The 20,159-nt window shown below is 58.8% G+C and carries 17 protein-coding genes; 12 read left to right on the plus strand and 5 right to left on the minus strand.

What is annotated here, in order from left to right:
- Window positions 1-15: 15 nt before the first annotated feature.
- From AO268_RS28880 to AO268_RS32545, 3 genes are all read left to right on the plus strand, one after another.
- Window positions 16-255, plus strand: a complete 240-nt coding sequence (locus tag AO268_RS28880; RefSeq protein WP_076960913.1) for a hypothetical protein — start codon at window positions 16-18, stop codon at window positions 253-255.
- A 267-nt stretch (window positions 256-522) separates the two neighbouring features.
- Complete coding sequence (locus AO268_RS32540; RefSeq protein WP_130898186.1) at window positions 523-864, plus strand: hypothetical protein; 342 nt, start codon at window positions 523-525, stop codon at window positions 862-864.
- 627 nt (window positions 865-1,491) lie between these two features.
- Window positions 1,492-1,920 (plus strand): WapI family immunity protein, encoded by a 429-nt coding sequence (locus AO268_RS32545; RefSeq protein WP_141562854.1) that lies wholly within the window; start codon window positions 1,492-1,494, stop codon window positions 1,918-1,920.
- 457 nt (window positions 1,921-2,377) lie between these two features.
- Here AO268_RS32545 and AO268_RS28900 read toward each other — a convergent pair whose 3' ends face one another.
- Together AO268_RS28900 and AO268_RS28905 are read right to left on the minus strand one after the other, a co-directional pair.
- Complete coding sequence (locus AO268_RS28900; protein WP_099170633.1) at window positions 2,378-3,646, minus strand: tyrosine-type recombinase/integrase; 1,269 nt, start codon at window positions 3,644-3,646, stop codon at window positions 2,378-2,380.
- Window positions 3,647-3,799: 153 nt separating this feature from the next.
- Window positions 3,800-4,714, minus strand: coding sequence for a LysR substrate-binding domain-containing protein (locus AO268_RS28905; protein WP_076960917.1), 915 nt, complete (start codon window positions 4,712-4,714; stop codon window positions 3,800-3,802).
- 247 nt (window positions 4,715-4,961) lie between these two features.
- Here AO268_RS28905 and AO268_RS28910 point away from each other — a divergent pair, with 247 nt between their 5' ends.
- The 4 genes from AO268_RS28910 (at window position 4,962) to pgm (ending at window position 11,296) form a co-directional block, all read left to right on the plus strand.
- Window positions 4,962-5,984 carry a zinc-dependent alcohol dehydrogenase family protein gene (locus tag AO268_RS28910; RefSeq protein WP_076961139.1) on the plus strand — a complete coding sequence of 341 codons (1,023 nt, stop codon included), beginning with the start codon at window positions 4,962-4,964 and terminating at the stop codon, window positions 5,982-5,984.
- Window positions 5,985-6,683: 699 nt separating this feature from the next.
- On the plus strand, window positions 6,684-8,096 hold the full coding sequence (locus tag AO268_RS28915) for a hypothetical protein (protein ID WP_099170634.1): 1,413 nt from the start codon (window positions 6,684-6,686) through the stop codon (window positions 8,094-8,096).
- Window positions 8,097-8,139: 43 nt separating this feature from the next.
- Entirely contained in the window at window positions 8,140-9,540 is a 1,401-nt protein-coding gene (locus AO268_RS28920; protein ID WP_076960919.1) for an aminotransferase-like domain-containing protein, read from the plus strand.
- Between the two features lie 115 nt (window positions 9,541-9,655).
- Window positions 9,656-11,296 carry a phosphoglucomutase (alpha-D-glucose-1,6-bisphosphate-dependent) gene (gene pgm, locus AO268_RS28925; protein ID WP_076960920.1) on the plus strand — a complete coding sequence of 547 codons (1,641 nt, stop codon included), beginning with the start codon at window positions 9,656-9,658 and terminating at the stop codon, window positions 11,294-11,296.
- A gap of 161 nt (window positions 11,297-11,457) precedes the next feature.
- Here pgm and AO268_RS28930 read toward each other — a convergent pair whose 3' ends face one another.
- Entirely contained in the window at window positions 11,458-12,153 is a 696-nt protein-coding gene (locus AO268_RS28930; RefSeq protein WP_076960921.1) for a pirin family protein, read from the minus strand.
- A gap of 227 nt (window positions 12,154-12,380) precedes the next feature.
- Between AO268_RS28930 and AO268_RS28935 the strand changes: the two genes are divergently transcribed.
- Window positions 12,381-14,846: a UvrD-helicase domain-containing protein gene (locus AO268_RS28935; RefSeq protein ID WP_099170635.1), complete on the plus strand. Its 2,466-nt coding sequence runs from the start codon at window positions 12,381-12,383 to the stop codon at window positions 14,844-14,846.
- Window positions 14,847-14,891: 45 nt separating this feature from the next.
- Here the strand turns inward: AO268_RS28935 and AO268_RS28940 are convergent, their stop codons facing one another.
- Complete coding sequence (locus tag AO268_RS28940) at window positions 14,892-15,164, minus strand: DUF1652 domain-containing protein (RefSeq protein WP_099170636.1); 273 nt, start codon at window positions 15,162-15,164, stop codon at window positions 14,892-14,894.
- A gap of 257 nt (window positions 15,165-15,421) precedes the next feature.
- Between AO268_RS28940 and AO268_RS28945 the strand changes: the two genes are divergently transcribed.
- Genes AO268_RS28945 through AO268_RS28960 form a run of 4 tightly spaced genes read left to right on the plus strand, consistent with a single transcriptional unit; the run spans window position 15,422 to window position 19,211 of the window.
- Entirely contained in the window at window positions 15,422-16,246 is an 825-nt protein-coding gene (locus AO268_RS28945) for a helix-turn-helix domain-containing protein (protein ID WP_076960924.1), read from the plus strand.
- Between the two features lie 49 nt (window positions 16,247-16,295).
- The gene (locus AO268_RS28950; RefSeq protein ID WP_099170637.1) at window positions 16,296-17,702 is read left to right on the plus strand and encodes an NAD(P)/FAD-dependent oxidoreductase; all 1,407 of its coding nucleotides are present in this window, start codon (window positions 16,296-16,298) and stop codon (window positions 17,700-17,702) included.
- A gap of 27 nt (window positions 17,703-17,729) precedes the next feature.
- Entirely contained in the window at window positions 17,730-18,071 is a 342-nt protein-coding gene (locus tag AO268_RS28955) for a cupin domain-containing protein (RefSeq protein ID WP_099170638.1), read from the plus strand.
- Between the two features lie 60 nt (window positions 18,072-18,131).
- Window positions 18,132-19,211, plus strand: coding sequence for a polyamine ABC transporter substrate-binding protein (locus AO268_RS28960; RefSeq protein ID WP_099170639.1), 1,080 nt, complete (start codon window positions 18,132-18,134; stop codon window positions 19,209-19,211).
- Window positions 19,212-19,352: 141 nt separating this feature from the next.
- Here AO268_RS28960 and AO268_RS28965 read toward each other — a convergent pair whose 3' ends face one another.
- On the minus strand, window positions 19,353-20,147 hold the full coding sequence (locus tag AO268_RS28965) for a helix-turn-helix transcriptional regulator (RefSeq protein WP_099170640.1): 795 nt from the start codon (window positions 20,145-20,147) through the stop codon (window positions 19,353-19,355).
- Between the last annotated feature and the right edge of the window lie 12 nt (window positions 20,148-20,159).

Genomic DNA, 20,159 nt, shown 5'->3' on the forward strand with positions numbered 1-20,159 from the left:
GCTAGGGGGATAGCAGTGAAAATTGAACAAATAGCTGAATGTTTTTTCAAATACGCAAATGAACAGGGAAATCCATATGATAAATTCCCCTTGGGGACGGAGGTGGATGAGTTTGGTGCCCCATACATTGAAATTTCTGGTTCAGGGAAGCTGGCCATTGTTGCGAAGGATCGAGGCGAAGAGTGTCTAAGGAAAGAAACAACATCGCCGGAAGTGCTGGCCAAATGGGTGTATGAGGTTTTCAACAAGGATTAATAGGTCGGTGTTGGAGTAGTTATTTACATTGCTCCGTCCAGATTGAAGGTGCAAAAGGAGTGTCAGGTTCGACTCTGACGAGGGACGAATTGATCTCGGGCTTGCCTTAATGCCAGTCAGTTAAGCCTTTTTGTAGGAGCGAGCTTGCTCGCGAAGAACTTGAGAGCGCCGCGTTTACATAGCAAACACGCGTTATCGTTGACGTCCTTCGCGAGCAAGCTCGCTCCTACAGAAAGCAGAATCCGCTTAACTGACTGGCATTAGGGCTTGCCTGGAGGAACTAAGATTACGCCAGGAAATGTGGTTGATATCCGTAGGTTGCCAGATGGCCGAACCGTCTGGTTGAAAAAGGGTACTGATGCTGCCGGATTGCAACATATCTACAAACGACACGAAGTCGACTTTGTCAATAAAGACATCTCACGTAATGACATTTCCACTGTAGTAATGAACGCTCTTGAACGTGGACAGGTTATCGGGACCAACGGTTCTGCTAATGTTTACCGCATCACGTACAATGGTGTTGAACAAAATATTACAGTTGGGGTTGGCTCAAACGGCTTCGTGGTTCGAGCTAATCCGGTCAGTTCTTGGAAGCCATTGCCATGATTAGGTTAAGACTAACGAGTGAATATTTGGATGGGCCAATATTCTGCCCAGATCCGGATAGAATGGGGCACGTTGATATCGAAGATTTACCCCTCTCTCAAGAGTTGATGGCGAAAATCAGTAAGTGGGACGGTGAGTACCAAGCGACGTTCAACAGCGACTACCCTCCCGATTCTGGTTTTACCACTCCTGAGGCAGAGCTTCGGCACAAAGCCGAAGTCTAGACTTAACAGTTTTTAGAGGCTCGGACGTTATTTGATAGTTGCCGATTTTTCGGTCGCAACGGTTAGGTTAAATTCAATTGATCACATTATCGCTGTTCAAAGATGACGAGATCTTAGCACCTCGGCTGGGGCTTACTCATCAGGAGGTGCTTGGGGTTTTCGGTAAATCTGGATAGGCCTTTCAAACCATGATATTACCAGGCTTAAGGATCCAAGAACGAAAAGTATAGGCTTCAAAACACCTAGTGATATCGAAAAAAATTGCAATAAATGGACTAAGTTCGATTGTGGTGATGATACCGTTGGGTATGGATACAAAGGGCTTGCGGCGATTTTCAATCCTGTAACTAACAAGATTATTATCTTTAGGTCGACAAAAAGCAGAGGCTAAATATGATTTTTTTTGTTTGATCGAGGGAATAAGTTTGCGCTCAGTATACAAGCATACGAGTTTCCCGAGGCGAACGATGAGCTAGATGCTAATTGGTTAGTCGTTGGTATAGAAATAGAGCAAGAAGATGGGGTGGGGTGGCGAGCGCATGGACCTTATCTACGCACCCGTGAGTTAGTAAAGCTATTGCGCTGGCTGCAAAATTTGACAGTTAAAGCTACCCCTTCAAGGATGGATTTTATGGAGGGAGAGTTAGCGTTTGATTATACGGACGATATGCTGCTTGGGATCAAGCTTGACTTTAGCTTTCATCCTAAAGGCGCAGAGTATGATTATTTAGTTGATAGGGAGTGCTCACTATATTTCAGAGTTAATGATAAAGAAATAGCTGATCTGATTTTTGCTGTTGAGCAAACTATAAAGACGTTTCCTGAGCGATAAGTCGTGAGAGGAGCTTACTTTTACTGTTGGCTCTTCCGCCGTAAAATGGAATAGAGCAGAACTGGGCTAGATAAGTTCTATCCAGCGGTGGTGTTCTGTCAGAAACATATTTAGCATTTTTTGGAAGGTTGTTAAGCAAGTGGATAAATCGCTTGAGAAAGGAGTTTTCAAGGGGGCATACATGCCGGTGGCGATGTGATTGTCGTGTGTTACGCGGACGGCAGCGTGGTGGATTTCACGACGCAATGGCGTAAAGCTGTAAACGTCTCGACTTGATCTGACAACCCTCTTTAAAAAGAACGGGACCGGGGTTGATGGTGTGTGAGCAATCACTAATCCAAGAGGATTAGCCCTACGTGAACGTTGCCGAACTTAAAAGCTCAATGTTTTCAAAGGGGTAGACGTTTAGTAAGAAACTCGTTCCCCGCTCCACTATCTTGATTTTTAACCTGCATCGTCAATCTGTCGTCACTCGCGCGGCGTTCTGCCTCAACAGGTCCAGATAGTCAGCCCATTGTTGAGCCGCTTCCCGGCGTTGCGCTAGTAGTTGCGCACGTGCATACACAGCCCCCAGCGCACCTGGCATCCGGTGGGATAGCGACAATTCGAGCACGATGGGATCAATTCCCAAGTGTTCGTGGGCAATAGTCCGGTAGGTGGCACGAAAGCCGTGGGCAGTGATGCCGTACTCTGGCCAGATATGCTGAAACGACTTGAGCATTGACGTCGGGTTGATCGGGCGGCCTGGATAGACCGGCGAGACGAACACCCAACCTTTACCTTCGTCATCCACTACGCGGGTTTGTCTTAGCTTGCGCAACAGGGCCAATGCTTGTTCAGGTAAAGGCACGATGTGTTTGCTTTTGTCCAGATGCCTGGTTTTGCTCACTACGTAGCGCCAATCGGCGCCGACCAGGTCGACATCTTCCCAGCGCATCCGCACGAGTTCGCCAGGGCGCACTGGCAACATGACCAGCAGACGCATCGCGTTGGCAACACTGCCGTCGTCGCACTCATCCAGACGTAAAAGAAACCTGCCCAGATCGGCTGGCCTTTCAATCGCCGGATTGCTGGTTACGACGTGGCGAATCCTCAACTCCTCGACATTACTGAGCGCCACGTTGCGCTCCACCCAGCCGCGACCTTCAGCGAAGCCGAGGATGGAACGGATGATTGTGCGTACACGTCGGGCCATCGCCATGAGACGTTGCTGGCGCAGTTCCGTGATGATGGTGGTGATGTGCTCAAGCTTGATCTCGCTGACCGGTTTACTGCCGACTGCAGGCAGAATGTGGTTTCTCAAGGCTCCGCGAAAACCCGCGATGGATTTGCTCACCATTTGGGCAGATTTGAAAGCCATCCACTGCTCGGCTACGTAGGCGAAGGTGCGCTGCTCATTGAGCCGCTGTGCCTCGATCTTGGCGGTTTTAGCCTTGAGCGGCGCGATGCTGTTCGCCACGTCGCGGCGTGCGCTGCGGGCAATGTCGCGCGCCTCCTTAAGGCCGATATCAGGGTACGTACCGATCGAAAACCGGTTTTCCTTGCCATGCAGGCGATATTTCAAGCGCCAGAACTTGGAAGGAGGGTTTCCGATTTTGCGTGACGCGCTCACCTCCAAGTAAAGACCGGGGACTTCGCCATCGGCATGTTTGCCAGGGGTAATCACTGCGCGTACGAAAGCGTCGGTCAGTTTTCGCTTGAACAGAGCGCCTTCTCGGGCTTGCATAATTGGGGGCATCGTTTTTTAAAAAATAAAAAATGTGCCCCCAATTATGCCCCCAAAAGCCTCAGAACTCCTTGGAATTGGACGGACGCCCATGGACTCGAGATGCTTTAAGCTAATGTTTTATAAGCATTTATAGAACATAGTAGAATTTTGTTACAAACTCTCGGGGTCCCCAAAAAACATCTGAATCCGCGACCGCAACCACCGCTCCCCCGGATCGTTGTCCTGTGAGCCGCGCCAGGCCATATGCAGTTCAAAACTGCGCACCGGCAACGGTGGGTCTTCGGCGCGCAGGCCGCCGGTGGCGGTCAGGGCTTCGGCGGTGTAGTCGGGGACGGTGGCGAGGATATCGGTGCCGGCCAGCAGGGTGCCCAGGCCGTTGAACTGCGGAACCGCCAGTACCACATGGCGTTGGCGGCCGAGTTTTTCCAATTCTTCATCAATAAACCCGCTGAGGTCGCCGGCAAACGAGACCAGGGCGTGGGGGCGGGCGCAGAAGTCGTCCAGGCTCAGGGCGCCGGGCACGCTGTCGGCGCGCAGTAGCTTGGGCAGGCTGCGGCGCAACAGTTTGCGTTTGGCATTGGCCGGCAGGTCGGCGGTGTAGCTGACGCCAATGGAGATTTCCCCGGAGGCCAGCAGGCCCGGCATCAGGATGTAGTTGACGCGGCGGATCACCAGCACAATGCCCGGGGCTTCGGCACGCAGGCGCTTGAGCAGTTGCGGCAGCAAGGCAAACTCGACATCGTCCGACAGGCCAATGCGAAACACAGCGGTACTGGTGGCCGGATCGAATTCGGCGGCGCGGCTGACGGCGGTAGAAATCGAATCCAGGGCCGGCGAGAGCAGGGCGAAAATTTCCACGGCCCGGGCTGAGGGTTCCATGCTGCGCCCGGTGCGCACGAACAGCGGATCATCGAACAGCCCGCGCAGGCGCGACAAGGCGGCGCTGATGGCCGGCTGGCCGAGGAACAATTTCTCGGCGGCGCGGGTCACACTGCGCTCATGCATCAAGGTTTCGAATACGATCAACAGGTTCAGGTCGACACGACGCAGGTCGTTACGGTTCATCTTGTGTCCTGGCAGATTCAGCGAGCTTGACGTGAGCGGCCACATGACAACAATGGCCGGCATGAATCTTACGGGGAAAGGCTGGTACTCTGCACCGGCTAATTCAGTTTTCCTACGCCGCCTAGGGTATTTTCCTAGGCGGTGGAATCAATGACAGACATGACGACTATTAATGGCGACCGGTGGCCTTGCCCCGAAAGCCCAGATAAAGTTCATGGCATTAGAGGTCACTTTGGCGAGGTTTGCGATGTCCCGCACGATCCGTTTTCACAAGTTTGGTCCGGCCGAGGTGCTCAAGTGCGAAGAGCATGAAGCCACGTTGCCCGCACCGGGCGAAGTGCAGGTGCGTGTCGAAGCGATTGGCATCAGCTGGTACGACATTCTCTGGCGGCAGAACCTGGCGTCGTCCCATGCCCGTTTGCCTTCCGGTCTGGGCCATGAAATGGCCGGTGTGGTAATGGCGCTGGGCGAGGGTGTTGATGACCTGGCCGTTGGCGACAAGGTCGCCAGCTTCCCGGCCGAGAGCCCCAATGATTACCCGGTGTATGGCGAACAGATTATTTTGCCGCGTTCGGCCCTGACCCGTTACCCGGACGTCTTGAGCCCGGTGCAGGCCAGCGTGCATTACACACCGTTGTTGATTGCCTACTTTGCCTATATCGACCTGGCGCGGGTCAAGCCCGGGCAGTTTGCGCTGGTCACGGATGCCAGCCATTGTGCCGGGCCTTCGTTTGTGCAATTGGGCAAGGCGCTGGGGGTGCGGGTGATTGCCGCGACCAAGAAGGCTGAAGAGCGCGAATACCTGCTGTCCCTGGGCGCCGAAAAGGTCATCGTCACCGAAGAGCAGGACTTGCTGATGCAAATCAACAAGTTCACCGATGGGCGGGGCGTGGATGTGGTATTTGACGGCCTGGGTGGCCCGCAGATGTCGCTGTTGGGCGATGTGCTCGCGCCCCGTGGCAGCCTGGTGTTGTATGGCCTGCAGGGCGGCAACCAGACACCGTTCCCGGCCTGCGCCGCGTTCCAGAAGAACATCCAGTTCTTTGTGCACTGTATCGGTAACTTCACAGGTAAGCCGGAGCTGGGCATTATCCAGGATCAGGCGGCACTGCAGCGGGCCTTGCGTGAGATCAACCAGTTGACCGCAGACGGTGTGCTGGTGCCGCTCAAGACCCGGGTGTTCCCGTTCAGCGAGTTTGTCGATGCCCATCGCTATATGGACGAATGCCCATGCCGCGAGCGGGTGGCGTTGCAGGTTGAAGCTGTTTGATCTGTGGGAATGTTCGTAATCGGACATTCCGCCCGTGCTTGCCATGGGGCAAATACGCCATTTAGAAGGACAGGATCTACGTCCTGGCTGAGTCGCCCGCCGGGATTCTTTCCCTACAAAACCTGCCGTTGATCCCGCCGCTGCCCTGAATCCCAGAGCAGCGGCGTTTTACATGGGGGCTGCGCTCAGTCCCGGCTCGCCAAACTGCACTGGTTTTTGCGCCGGGTCTGTATCTTTTAATCATCAAGCAAGCGCTGATAATTGCCCGGTCACTTTCATCTCAAGGACTGAGCAATGATTGCAGAAAACAACTCAACACACCGGTTCGCGGTAACTAACAAGTCGTCTTGTATGTCGGCCCAGGGATATTGGCCTGCACAGGGAGCGATTAACTGTGCGCGAACTAAACCCGGCTTTTGCCCTGCGCTGCATATGTCAGATAACTCTTTAATATTTGAGTTAAAGGCTAGTAGGAAGTTGTAAGACCTTTCCTAGGCTGGCCGGCAGGCCAGCGTAGGGGCTTTCTTCAGCAGGTGATGGCATCTTCGCCGGGATGTTCCAACAGGCGCTTTGTTGTGCGGTGCTAACATTTAGCTATCAGCTTGCCGCAACAGGCGTCAACTCCAAGTAAACAGCAGGTCGGACAGGCACGCCTAACTGCTTGCCCGGAACTGACAGTTAACCTCAGGTAGTAAAGCTATGAGCGCTATTCACGAACAAGCCATGAACTATGTGTACCAGCAAGTGTTGCAGCGGTTGCAGGGCTACTTCTCGCGAGCGGAGCGCACCGCACTTCAGTTATTGATTCAGCGGCTGATTGTGGCGGCAGGGGGCATCGAACAGATCGGTGACTACAAAGTACTGGTCGCCCATGGAGGCGGTAAAGGCAGCAGCTATGCATTGGCCTTCCTGCGTGCCGCCCAATTGACCATCGCCGGCCGTGCGCCGAGGAGTTTTCAGTTGCGCGTCGCCACCCTGCGCCATACGGGGATGACGCAAGCCGCACTGGACAGCATTCACCGTGGCTACAGTGCGTTGTTTTTCCATGACGACCCCCGGGTCGAGTTATTGATGGTGGAAAACCAGGAAGTGTTGCCCTTCAACCACCTGCGTCCGGCTTCCACGGCGGGCCAGGATATTGGCCGGCGCAACATGTTGATGGTTGGGCATATGAGTTCGGGAGATATCCGTGCCAGTTTGTGCAACGACGGTTACTTGTCCCTGGGGGATTTCTACCGCCGCATTACCGCCTGGGACGCCGGGGTGCATGCCTTGGTCAGCAGTGATTCGCCGCGCAAGCAGAATCAATACCTGGCGTGGCTGGTCAGAACCACCCGCGCTGCCGGCATGAAAGGCCACGCCGGCCGACCGCTGGCGCTCAACGCCCTGTTTACCCGTATGGATGATTGCAGCGCCGACTATTACCGCGACGTCTATGGGGAACATTACGCGACACAGGATGCCTCCACCCACAAGGAGGTGCATAGGCACCTGGCCTATATCGGCGTGGCCGATCTGCTACGTGCCGCGGAGCAGGACCCCACGGCATTGCTCAACGACTTCATGGGCTACAAGCAGGATGAGTTCGCCTTTCAGTTCAGCAACCCGGACTACGCCAACCCGTTGCTGATGGCGCATATGCACGGCCTGCAAGCGGAAGTGCTGCTGGGCCTTGACTATCAACAGGGGGTCACGGGGTTTATCGAGCAAGCCATCGGTTTTATGCGGCGTAAACAAATCCCCGATCTGCTGATTGCCCAGGCTGGCACCCGGGACGGGCGCATGCTCGCGGCCACCTACGCCCGCGAGTTCTTTGGCCTGGAAGAAAGCCAACTGGTGTGCCTGTTGTTCTCACCGTTTATCCAGCAAGGGCAGCGCCTGGAAGCCTTCTTGCGCCGCTGCCATCCCGGCATGCTGGTGGCACTGCCCGAGCTGCACAAAGCCCTTGAGGGCAAGTCGTCGGCCGAGTTGATCCAGCATTGGGTGGTCGATACCAGCGGTTTACCCCTGGCGCTTTTGCAGCATCTGTACCGCACCCATGTCGCGGCCAATGCCGCCTGTATCAATAGCGAGGAGCCAACCACCGGGCCACACGGCGTGCCAGGGCGCTGAGGGTGGATGCGCTACGGCAGCCGTTGCCCGGGCAGAGAACGTCATGAGGGAGGATAAGCAGGCCGACTTCGCCTATCAGGCGGTCTATCGCTACATGATCAACCTGATCAATGAAGTGGGCACCGAGGCCAGGGTCAAGCTGCCGTCCTTGCGACACTTGGCAGAGCGTTTGAATGTGTCGATTTCCACTATTCAATACGCTTACTCACTGCTGGAAAAGGAGGGCAGGGTGTACTCGGTGGCCAAGTCCGGTTACTACGCCTTGCCCATTGCCGCCAATACCCCGTGCTGCAGCGCCGGTGATTTGCTCGAACGCCTGTATACCGGCGCGCGCAGGCCGGGGATGTTGGTGCTCAGTGCCGATGAACCGGCGCAACTGTTGTCCCTGGACGGGCCGTTGCTGCAATTGGAGCGTGAACTGGTGCGCCAGTATCCGCGCCAGTTGCAACCCTATTCCCAGCCGTGTGGCATCTGGGAACTGCGGGCGGCACTGGCGGCGCGTTATACCCGTTCGCCCACACGTTGCTGGCAGGCGGATGACGTCTATATCGGCGCTGACCTACGGGGTGTGCTGGCGATACTGATCGAAGTGCTGGCGCTCAACGGGGCGGCGGTGCTGGTGGAGTCGCCGTGTGACTGGCTCATCCTGCGCCTGCTGCAAGACGCCGGGGTGCGCGTGATTGAATGGCCGTGCAACGAGCAGGGCCGGCTCGACCTGGCCTATCTGGAGCAGCAACTGCGGGCCGAGGGGGTGCAACTGGCCTTGTTATCCTCGACCCCCGGCCTTGCCACGGGCAAAGCCTTGAGCCTGGCGGAGCAGACGCAAGTGGCAAGGTTGCTGGAACTCTATGGCTGCTGGCTGTTGGAGAATGATGTCCACGGTGGGCTGGAGTTCGAGGCATCTACCCGCTACCTGCGGGATGTGGTGAACCCCGCACGGCTGATCGTATTTTCCACGTTTGAGAAAGTCATGGGGCCGGAAGCGCCCTATGGTTTTCTGCTTTCGCGGCACTTGAGCGCGCAATTGCAGCGCCAGTTCCTGTTGCGCGCATTTTGTTTGTCGTCCCTTCGCCAGCGGGCAATAGCCCGGCTGTACTACACGGGCCGCCTTGACCTGCACCTGCAGGACTTGCGCGCACAGCTCAAGGCACACGCCTGCGCGATGCAGGTGCACCTGGCGCAGCATCTGGGCGAGCGGGTGACATACCGGGTGCCGCAGGCGGGTGCCACCTACTGGTTGCGCTCGACCGAGGCCGTGGACATGCGTCGGGTATTCCAGGACATGCTGGCGCGCCAGGTGGTGATTGCCCCCGGCGAGTTGTTCAGCGTGAGTGGCCTGTACCAGCAGCACTTTCGCCTGAGCCATGTGCTCAGCACACATCACCGCCTGGACCTGGTGTTGGAGGCGTTGGCACAGGCGCTTAAGCAGGGGCAGAACAGATGAGTGGGTTCTGTCGGAAATATCACTGATTATTGTGGGATAGATACCGTCGCATGGCGGTCGAACACCCAGTAAACTGCATTCCTTTTCCGAATCCTTCTTTTTCAGAGGTTTTTGCATGACTCTCAGTCCTTTTGCGGGCAAACCGGCGCCAGCTCAATTGCTGGTGGACATCCCGCGACTGGTAACGGCCTATTACACCGGCCAGCCCGATGCAGCAATCTCCACGCAACGTGTCGCTTTTGGTACCTCCGGGCACCGTGGCAGCTCTTTTGACTTGAGTTTCAATGAATGGCACGTACTGGCCATCAGCCAGGCCATTTGCCTGTACCGCGAGGCGCAAGGCATTGATGGCCCACTGTTTGTCGGCCTCGACACCCACGCGCTGTCCACGCCGGCCGGCGCCAGCGCCCTGGAAGTGCTGGCGGCTAATGGCGTGCAGGTGATGCTCGCCGAAGGCGATGAATACACGCCGACCCCGGCGATTTCCCATGCCATCATCTGCTACAACCGTGGCCGCACCCGTGGGCTGGCGGATGGCATTGTCATCACCCCGTCCCATAACCCGCCCCAGAGCGGCGGGTATAAATACAACCCGCCCAACGGCGGCCCGGCCGATACCCATGTCACCAAATGGATCGAAGCCAAGGCCAACGAACTGCTGGCCGCCAAGCTGGCCGGGGTCAAGCGCATCTCCCATGCCCAGGCCTTGAAAGCCGACACCACCCATCGCCATGACTACCTCAACACCTACGTGGCCGACCTGATCAATGTCATCGACATGGACGCCATTCGCAGCGCCGATCTGCGCCTGGGCGTGGACCCGCTGGGGGGCGCCGGGGTGCGCTACTGGTCGGCCATTGCCGAACATTATCGCTTGAACCTGGAGGTGGTGAATACCGAGGTCGACCCGACCTTCCGCTTTATGAGCGTGGATTGGGACGGGCAGATTCGCATGGACCCATCCTCCAGCTATGCGATGCAAGGCCTGATCGGCCTCAAGGAACGCTTCGACGTGGCATTTGCCTGCGACCCCGACCACGACCGGCACGGCATCGTCACCCCGTCTGGCGGGTTGTTGGCGCCGAACAACTACCTGGCAGTGTCCATCGACTACCTGTTCCAGAACCGTCCCCAGTGGCGTGCGGATGCTGGCGTGGGTAAAACCGTGGTCAGCAGTGGCCTGATCGACCGCGTCGCCGCACGCATCGGCCGACGCCTGTACGAAGTGCCGGTGGGCTTCAAGTGGTTTGCCGACGGCTTGTTCGAGGGTTCCTTGGGCTTTGGCGGCGAAGAAAGCGCAGGCGCGTCCTTCCTGCGCAAGGATGGCCGCGTGTGGAGCACAGACAAGGACGGCCTGATCCCGGCCTTGCTGGCCGCCGAAATGACCTCGCGCAAAGGCCAGGACCCAAGCCAGATCTACCGCGGCCTGACCGACGCCCTGGGTGAACCGTTCGCCATCCGTGTGGATGCCAAGGCCACGCCGGCACAGAAGGCACTGCTGGGCAAGTTGGCGCCGCAGCAGGTCACCTCCACGCAATTGGCCGGGGAAAGCATCCAGCAAATCCTCAGCCATGCACCGGGGAACGACCAGCCGATTGGCGGGCTGAAAGTCATGACCGAAAACGGCTGGTTTGCCGCACGACCGTCAGGCACCGAGGATATCTACAAGATCTATGCCGAGAGCTTTATTGGCGAAGATCACCTCAAGCGCCTGGTGGAGGAGGCGCAGGTGTTGGTGGATGGCGCCATTTCCTAACGTGTGGGGGCTGGCTTGTGTGGGAGCTGGCTTGCCTGCGATCGCCTCGCCTCGGTCTAACTGATACACCGAGGTGTCTGCATCGCAGGCAAGCCAGCTCCCACACAAGCCAGCTCCTACACAAACCCGCTGCCCCAGTTGGTTTGGTGCCAGGCTTGAGATCAGGCCAGGTCCACCAGCACCACTTCGCTGTCTTCGACTGCCGTCACCCGTAACACCCGCTCATCTTGCACCGCAACGCCATCCCGCGCCTGCGCTCGCAGGCCATTGACTTCGATCACCCCGGTCGCCGGCACCAGATACGCCCGGCGCCCTGCATCCAGGTGGTACTCGGTACTTTCCCCGGCCTTCAGGTTGGCCGCTACCAAGCGTGCATCGGCACGAATACGCAGGCTTTCATGGTCGCCGTGTTTGCCGCTGGCCAGGGTCACGAAGCCTTCGCGCTCGCCCTTGGGAAAGGGCTTGGCGCCCCAGGAAGGGGGCAGGCCCGCTTCATTGGGAATGATCCAGATCTGGAAAATCTTGGTCGCCGTGGCTTCCAGGTTGTATTCGCTGTGGGCAATCCCGGTGCCCGCGCTCATCACCTGCACGTCGCCGGCCTCGGTGCGGCCCTTGTTGCCCAGGTTGTCGGCATGGCTGATGGCGCCTTCGCGCACATAGGTGATGATTTCCATGTCGCGGTGCGGGTGCTGTGGGAAGCCGGTGCCCGGCGCGATGATATCGTCGTTCCACACCCGCAGGTTGCCCCAGTGCATACGCTTAGGGTCATGGTACTCGGCAAACGAAAAGTGGTGATGGGCATCCAGCCAACCGTGATTGGCACCGCCCAGGGAAGTGAAAGGTCGAAGTTCAAGCATGATCGTCTCCTGTTGATGGGCCTATCATCCAGCAGCACATAATCGATAAAAAGCGTAAAAAATGCCTGATTCCCATCAGGTAATTCGATTGCTTCCCGTGTTCCATAACTAGACCCCAGCTTCAGTTCATCGCCTAACTGCATGAAGCCAAAGCAATTGGCTGGAACTGTCAGGGGATTCCGGCGACCATAGGGCTTCTGTTCGCCCAAGCCCCCGCAGGAGTCCGCGTGCCGCAACACACCCCTGATCTGCCCCCCGAACTGCGTCCCCTGGCGCAAATGCCGCTGTTCAAGCGCCTGGTTGCCCGGCTGTTTGGCCACGGTTTGACACGTCTGCGGGCCCAGCATCGTTTTTCGTGGCTGCATGGCCAGGCCGATGGCTTTCGCAGCGGGCATGAGGCGGGGGTGGAGTATGGCTACCGCGAAGGCAAGCGCGATGGTATCGAGGAGGGCCGTCAGGTCCTGTTGATTCGCGATTTGCGTAGTGATGAGCACCGCGCCCCTGGGGTAGACGACCGCCTGTTCGACGATTGGCGCCTGCCACTGACACCCGAACTGAAAAAACGCATCAAGGCCGATGTGGCACGCCTGCTACCGGCCCATGCGCAGCCCAGTGCGGCGCAGTGGAAGATGATCTTCAGCGACACCCCGTCGACCTCGGTGGTTGCCGGGGCCGGGGCTGGCAAATCCACGTCGCTGGTCCTGCGCATCCTGCTGTTGAGCCATTACCTGGGCTTCGAGCTGAGTTCCATGACCGTGGTGACCTTCACCCGCGAGTCGCGCAAGGACTTTATCAGCAAGCTCATGGAGATCCTCAGCCTGTGGGGCCAACCCCTTGGTTTGAAAGAGGCCCAGGCCGTGGTGCGCACCTTCCACTCACGCATCTTGCCCATGGTCCGCAGCCTGCCGGGTTTCGAGCGGTTGCAGGCCTTCGAGAACCTGCACCACGGCACCTATGATGACGAGGCCGATAGCAACCCGTTTGACCTGCGCATCAACGAGGCCCAACGCCAGCAGCTCAATGCCTGTTATCACGGGCTCTATGGCCGGCATGCGCGCTTTCGCGAATTGATCGCGCCGATGGCACGCCACGCCCTGCAGCTCAAGGAGTTGGAGCGCGACCACCCGGATGTGCAAAAACGCGTGGCGGTCACCGAGTTGGCGGCCAAGCGTGATGAAGAGCTGTGCGATGTGATCGAGGACCTGTGGTTGCGCGCCGGCGCGTGGCCGATCAAGGGGATCGAGCCCAGCCGCCAGCGCGTTGAAATCAATGGCGCGTCGTTCCACTGCCATGGCTATAGCGCCGAACTGGAGGCCTGGGTGGTGCTGGGCTTCGACGCCCGGGAAAGCCCACAGCTCGCCCGGCCCGGGGCCAAGCTGTCGGTGCGGGCCGAATGGGCGGTCAAACGCACACTGTTTCAAGCTTTCTGTCGCAAACCATTGATATGGCTGGATAACTATGAGTCATCCAAGCGTCTGTTGAGCAGCCTGGCGGGCGAGACCACCTCCGGTCCGGGGTTTGATTACAAGGTCAAGGGTGAGCTGGCTTCGGCACCGCTGCTCGACTGCTTTGTCACCGCGGCCGGGTTTATCGAGAACCTTGGCCTGGATGTGCCCACGGCGGTAGGCCAGATGAGCTTTGCCAAGGATGACCCGGACCGTGGTTTCTTCGAGGCCCTGAGTCTTTTCTGGAAAGCCCTGGAAGATCACCTGCTCGACCAGTCGCCGCCGATCATGACCTACAACCGCATGTTCTCGCTGTTTGGCGAGAACACCCCGGAAAACCTCAGGTTGCTCAGCGATGGGCTGTTGCGCCCGTTGTCGCACTTGATGATCGATGAGTTCCAGGATGTCTCGCCACAGATCGTGGCGTGGATCCGCGCCAGCCTGCACGAGATCCGCCGACGCGGGCCGGCCATGCACGTGGGGCGCGGGGCCCAGCATTCCTCGCTGTTATGTGTCGGGGATGACTGGCAGTCGATCTATGGCTGGCGCGGCAGTTCGCCCAAGTACTTTATGGAGTTCAACAAGGAGTTCCCGTCCCCCAGCACCACTCGGGTGATGCTGGGGGAGAACTTTCGTAGCCACCAGCACATCATCGATGCGGCCGAGCATATCGTTAAGGCCGCCCCCGCGATCAGCGGCAAAAAGGCCAAGGCCAGCGGTACGGCCAAGGCACTGGTGCCGGTACAGGTGCTGGATCGGGACGAGGCGGCCCTGGCGCAGCAATTGCTGGCGCACTATCAGCGCGGCGAATCGGTGTTAATGTTGTATCGAAAAAGTAGCGATAAGCTATTGATTCAAGAGCATATTCAATCTTTAGTTAATCTTGATTCTAGCTTGCCGCCGGCCATACGCCGCCTCAAGCAACTGACCTACCACAGCGCCAAGGGGCTGCAGGCCGATGCGGTGTTTTTGCTCGGCGATTGCCAGCACCTGACCCGCTCGCCCTACAAGAACCAGGTGTACCGCATGGCTGGGCTAGGCAAGGACGGGGATGCCGAGCCCTACGACAATGCGCAAAGAGACGAGGTGCTGCGCCTGGCCTATGTCGGGATTACCCGGGCGGTTAGCTATTGCTATTGGTATGTCGAAGGGCAGGAAGGCCAGGGGGCGAATGCACCCAGGGCGTCGGATCGGGTGGCGGGGGGCAAATCGTTCTTTGATGATCGCCGCGCTACCAAGGCGCGATAGATCAAATGTGGGAGCTGCCTCGCGGGGCGAGACCGCTCCCACCCTTCAGGCCTGCAGCAGCTGCGGTCGCACAAACGATTCCAGCTCAGCCTCAATCGCCTCGATAATCCGCTCCACATCCGTGGCATTCATCACCGTGGCACAGGGAAGGCCGGCGATGGCAATCAGGGTTTCGCCACTTGCGCGGTCAAACAATCGCGCAATCATGCTGCCAGGCGCGTCCATGCTGCCTTCAAAGCCCATCGGGTGAAAATGCCAGCGCATCAGTTGGCATGCATTGGGAAATGTCACTTTGTTCATGTGGCCCACCTTGTTCATTGAGCGCTTCCTTTAGCTCGCGGCAAGGGCGCCAGGCCCATCAATGGTCCTGACCGTGAAGCTTAAAAAATAGCACTCACTCGCCATGGGCACCGGGGTTTTTTCTGTCCGTTCGGCAGTTGCTTGCAAGAAGTATGACGTGGGTCATGTCTTACAAATGCTTAGGCAAAAGGCCATTACCTAAAAGCCTCACTTGGCCATTGAAGCGCTCGGTAAAGTTGTGCAAGCTCCGCGCTTTAGCCGTTTTCGAGTGTTGTATGCCACAGACCGTCCCGGCCGACAGCCCGCAACAGACGCCAGCGACTGCCGAGGTGGTATTGCGCCATCACCTGTGCTGGAAACTCCGCGACCTGGACGGGGTGATGGCGCACTACCACCCGGATATCCAGTACCACGACTTCTTCCAGAACCGCGTGGTGTGCTTTGACCAGTTGCGCGAGTACCTGCAAGCCAGCATGCCCCGGGACCCCGACGAGGCCATTGAACACACCGATCGCATCCGCACCGACGGCGATACCGCCTTTATCCAGTACCGCGTGACGTTGCGCGGCGGCCAGGGCCTGGTGTCGTTTCGCACCAGCGAGGCGATCACCGTGCGTGACGGGCTGATCTGGCGCGTCAACGAGTACGCGTCCCTGGTGCACGAGCCCGCCACCAGCCGCTTGCAGTCCCTGGCCACGCGCCCGACCGTCAGCCGCCTGGGCTTGTCGCCCCAGCAACTGAGCTACCTGGCCAACGATTTGCAGCAGTACTTCCAGCGTCAGCAACCCTATCTCGACCCGGAATTGGACCTGCAACAGGTGGCCAAGGCGTGTGGCTACAGCCGCAACCAGATTTCCTACCTGCTCAACCAGGTGCTGGGGCAGAGTTTCTATCGCTACGTCAACCAGGCCCGCCTGCAGCATTTGCTGGCGGCACTGGAGGGCGCCACGCCGCCGATCCGTATCGATGAACGGGCGTTTGCCGCCGGTTTCAATTCGTTGTCGGCGTTCTACAGCTGTTTCCGCCAACATACCGGCCTGTCGCCCAAGGCCTACGTCAAACAAATTTCCCTGCGTGCACGCGCGCAAGACGACGACTGAAGCCAGGCACTAGGATCACGCCATCGACGTTGGGTGGTGGAGTTCTGGTATGCCGGCATGGCGCAAGATCAGTTTATGGATGGATCAGTTGCAAGAGCCGCTCAAGGCGCGTGCGGCCCTGGGGCACGACCTGGATGTCGACGTGGCCATTATTGGCGCCGGCTACACCGGGTTGTGGACCGCCTATTACCTCAAGCGCCACGCGCCGCAGCTCAAGGTGGTGATCATCGAGGCGCAGACCACCGGCTTTGGCGCTTCCGGGCGCAACGGTGGCTGGTTGATGGGCAATCTGCTGGGCGAAGATCGTTTGCTTGCCGGGCTGCCCGCCGAGCAGCGCCGGGCCTCGTTTGACCTGCTGCACGGCATCCCCGATGAAGTCGGGCAGGTCCTGCAGCGCGAAGGTATCGACTGTGACTACCGCAAGGGCGGGGCGCTGCACTGCGCCGCCCGTTACCCCGAGCAGGAAGCCAGCCTGCGCGCATACCTGGCCAAGCTCCACGGCCAGGGCCTGACCGACGATGACTACCGCTGGCTCAGCCCCGAGCAACTGGCCGGGCAGGTCCGTATCGCCTCGGCCTATGGCGCGGTCTACACCCCGCATGTGGCGACGATCCACCCGGCCAAGCTGGTGCGCGGGTTGGCGCGGGTGGTCGAAGCCATGGGTGTGGCGATCTACGAAAACAGCCCGGTCACCCACTGGCAATCCGGCAGCCTGCGCACCGACCAGGCCCAGGTCCGCGCCTCATGGGTGGTGCCGGCGGTAGAGGGCTATGCGCCGACACTCAAGCCCCTGGGCCGCTATCAACTGCCGGTGCAGAGCCTGATCGTCGCCACCGAACCGCTGCCGGCCAGTACCTGGGAAGAAATCGGCCTGAACCAGGGCCAGGCCTTCGGGGAAAGCAGCCGCCAGGTCACCTACGGCCAGCGTACTGCCGACAACCGCCTGGTATTTGGCGCCCGTGGCGGCTATCAGTTTGCCGGCAAGCTGCGCCACAACTTCGACCTCACCGACAGCGAAGTGCAATTGCGCCGCTACCTGTTCTGCGAGCTGTTTCCGCAACTCAAGCAGGTGCGCGTGACTCACTCCTGGGGCGGCAACCTCGGTATGTCGCGGCGCTTTCGGCCGCACATGCTGTGCGACCAACAGAGCGGCATCGCCTTGTCCGGCGGGTATGGCGGGGAGGGCGTGGGCGCCAGCAACCTGGGTGGCCGGACCCTGGCCGACCTGATCCTGGGGCGTGACACGCCGCTGGTCCAGCAACCGTGGGTCCTGCGTGATGGCGGCCTGAATGCCCTCCGGGGCTGGGAGCCGGAGCCGTGCCGCTGGCTGGGCTACAACGCGATCATCCGCAGTTTCGTCCATGAGGACCAGACCCTGGCCGACCCGAACACCGCGCCCTGGCGGCGCAAGCTGGCCAGCGGGATGGCCGGCTTCATGGAAGGGTTCATGCACTGAGTCGTTTCAATCACCACAGGTATGACCATGAGTATTACCCAGTTCAAAGACACCCTTGACTGCCACTTGCCAGACTCAAGCCCGGTTGCCGTGCCCCTGGGCACTCCGGTCGCGGTGGCGTCCACCCTCAGTGTGATGCGCAACGATGGCGTCGAAACCGGCATCTGGGCATGCACCCCGGGCCGTTGGCGGCGCCAGATCGTGGCGCAGGAGTTCTGCCACTTTATCCAGGGCCGCTGCACCTTCACCCCCGATGACGGCGAAACCCTGCATATCGAAGCCGGCGATGCACTGATGTTGCCGGCCAATAGCACAGGTATCTGGGATATCCAGGAGACCGTGCGCAAGACCTATGTGTTGATCCTCTAATCTTTTGATCCTTGATCGCCTGCCATAAAAACAGCCCTATAACCGCCAGGAAATCGAACCATGAGACCCATTGCCCTGTTGCCCTTGATGTTGGTGGCGTCCCTGACCCAGGCCGCCGAAACGGTGAAAATCTACAACTGGTCGAGCTACATCGCGCCGGACACCACCAAGAACTTCCAGAAGGAAACCGGGATCGGTTTCAGCTATGACGTATACGACAGCAACGAGACCCTGGACGGCAAGTTGATGACCGGTAACTCGGGCTATGATGTGGTCTTTCCGTCCAACCACTTCATGGCCCGACAGATCCAGGGCGGGGCCCTGAAAAAGCTCGACAAGCGCCAGTTGCCGAACTGGAAAAACCTCAACCCGGTGCTGCTCAAGGCCCTGCAAACCAACGATCCGGGGAATGAGCACGGCTTCCCGTACCTGTGGGGCAGTACCGGTATCGGCTACAACATCGACAAGGTCAAGGCAGTGTTGGGCGAGGATGCGCCGGTCGATTCCTGGGACTTGATCTTCAAGCCCGAGTACATGGAAAAACTCAGCAAATGCGGGGTGGCGATCCTCGACAACGGCCCGGAACTGCTGCCCATTGCCCTGAATTATCTGGGCTTGCCGCACCACAGCAAGAACCCCGAGGACTATAAAAAGGCCGAGGCGCTGCTGATCAAGGTGCGGCCGTATATCGCCTACTTCCACTCCTCGAAATACACCGGCGACCTGGCCAACGGCGATATCTGCGTGGCAGTGGGCTTCTCCGGTGACGTGCTACAGGCCGAAAGCCGCGCCAAGGAAGCCAAGAATGGCGTGAAGATCGGCTACAACATCCCCAAGGAAGGTGCCGCCATCTGGTTCGACATGGTCGCCATGCCCGCCGACGCCCCGGATGAGAAGGCCGGCTATGCCTTTATGAACTACCTGCTGCGCCCGGACGTGATGGCCGGCATCACCAACTTCGTGCACTACGCCAACGGCAACAGCGCCGCCGACAGCCTGGTGGACCCGCAGATCAAGGGTGACACCAAGGTGTACCCGAGCGAGGAAATGATGGGCAAGCTGTTCGCCCTTGAAGCCATGCCGATGAAGATCGACCGCATTCGCACGCGGATCTGGAACACCATCCGTACCGGGCGTTAGATACGTGTGACTGATCTACCGCCATCGCCGCGATGCGGCGACCCGACAAGCCCGCTCCCACAGGGGATCTCGACTAGACAGAGCAAAAATGTGGGAGCTGGCTTGCCTGCGATGGCGGTAGGCCAGTCACCCTCGACCTCCCTATGGGTTATCCAGGTCATGCCCCAACGACTGGATAAACAACGAAAACAACTCCGGCTGCGACGAGATATCCAGCTTGGCGTACAGGTGGCGCCGATGCACCTTGACGGTGTCCGGCGAGATGCTCAGGCGTTCGGCCATGGCCTTGGATGAGAACCCGCGCAGTACCAGGCGGGCGATTTCCAGTTCGCGTTCGGACAGCACCCCACTGCCAAAATGGCTCAACGCATCGCGAATCTGGCTGGCCATGGCCTCGCCAGCCGGTGCGCGCCGGGTGCTCTGCTGCCAATGCTGCTGCATCAAGGGCAGCACCCACGCCGCCAACAGCGTCAGCAGCCCGGTTTCAGTGGCGGTGAACACGCGCTGCATCCCCAAAGACAACGACAAAGTACCGACCCCGGGTAGCTGGAGGATGAATTGCACTTCATCCTCCAGCACATTGTCGTGAAAGTAATTGAGGAAGTACTCACTCTGGCGGAAATGATCCGGCGCCACCTCTTCCAGGCGGTACACGCCACTGGCGTAGCCTTCGCGGCACGCCTGGAAGAACGGATCGAGCAGGTACAAGCCATTGAGGTACACCAGCATCGACGCCGGTTTGCTGGTGGGCTGCGCGTCGTACTCCTCCAGCGCCTGGGGCGGGCCGTCCATGGGGTAGAAGATCGCCAGGGCGTTGTCGAAGGCCAGGTTCTGGTGCAGCAGCAACACCAGTTGCTTCCAGAAACGCTCGGTGCCAATTTGCGACACGGTACGCCCCAGGCCCGCATGCATGCCGATTTCCCTGAACAGGCTCATGTGATGGGTTCC

Source organism: Pseudomonas sp. ICMP 8385 (genome assembly GCF_002699915.1).
GTDB classification, from domain to species: Bacteria; Pseudomonadota; Gammaproteobacteria; order Pseudomonadales; family Pseudomonadaceae; genus Aquipseudomonas; species Aquipseudomonas gessardii.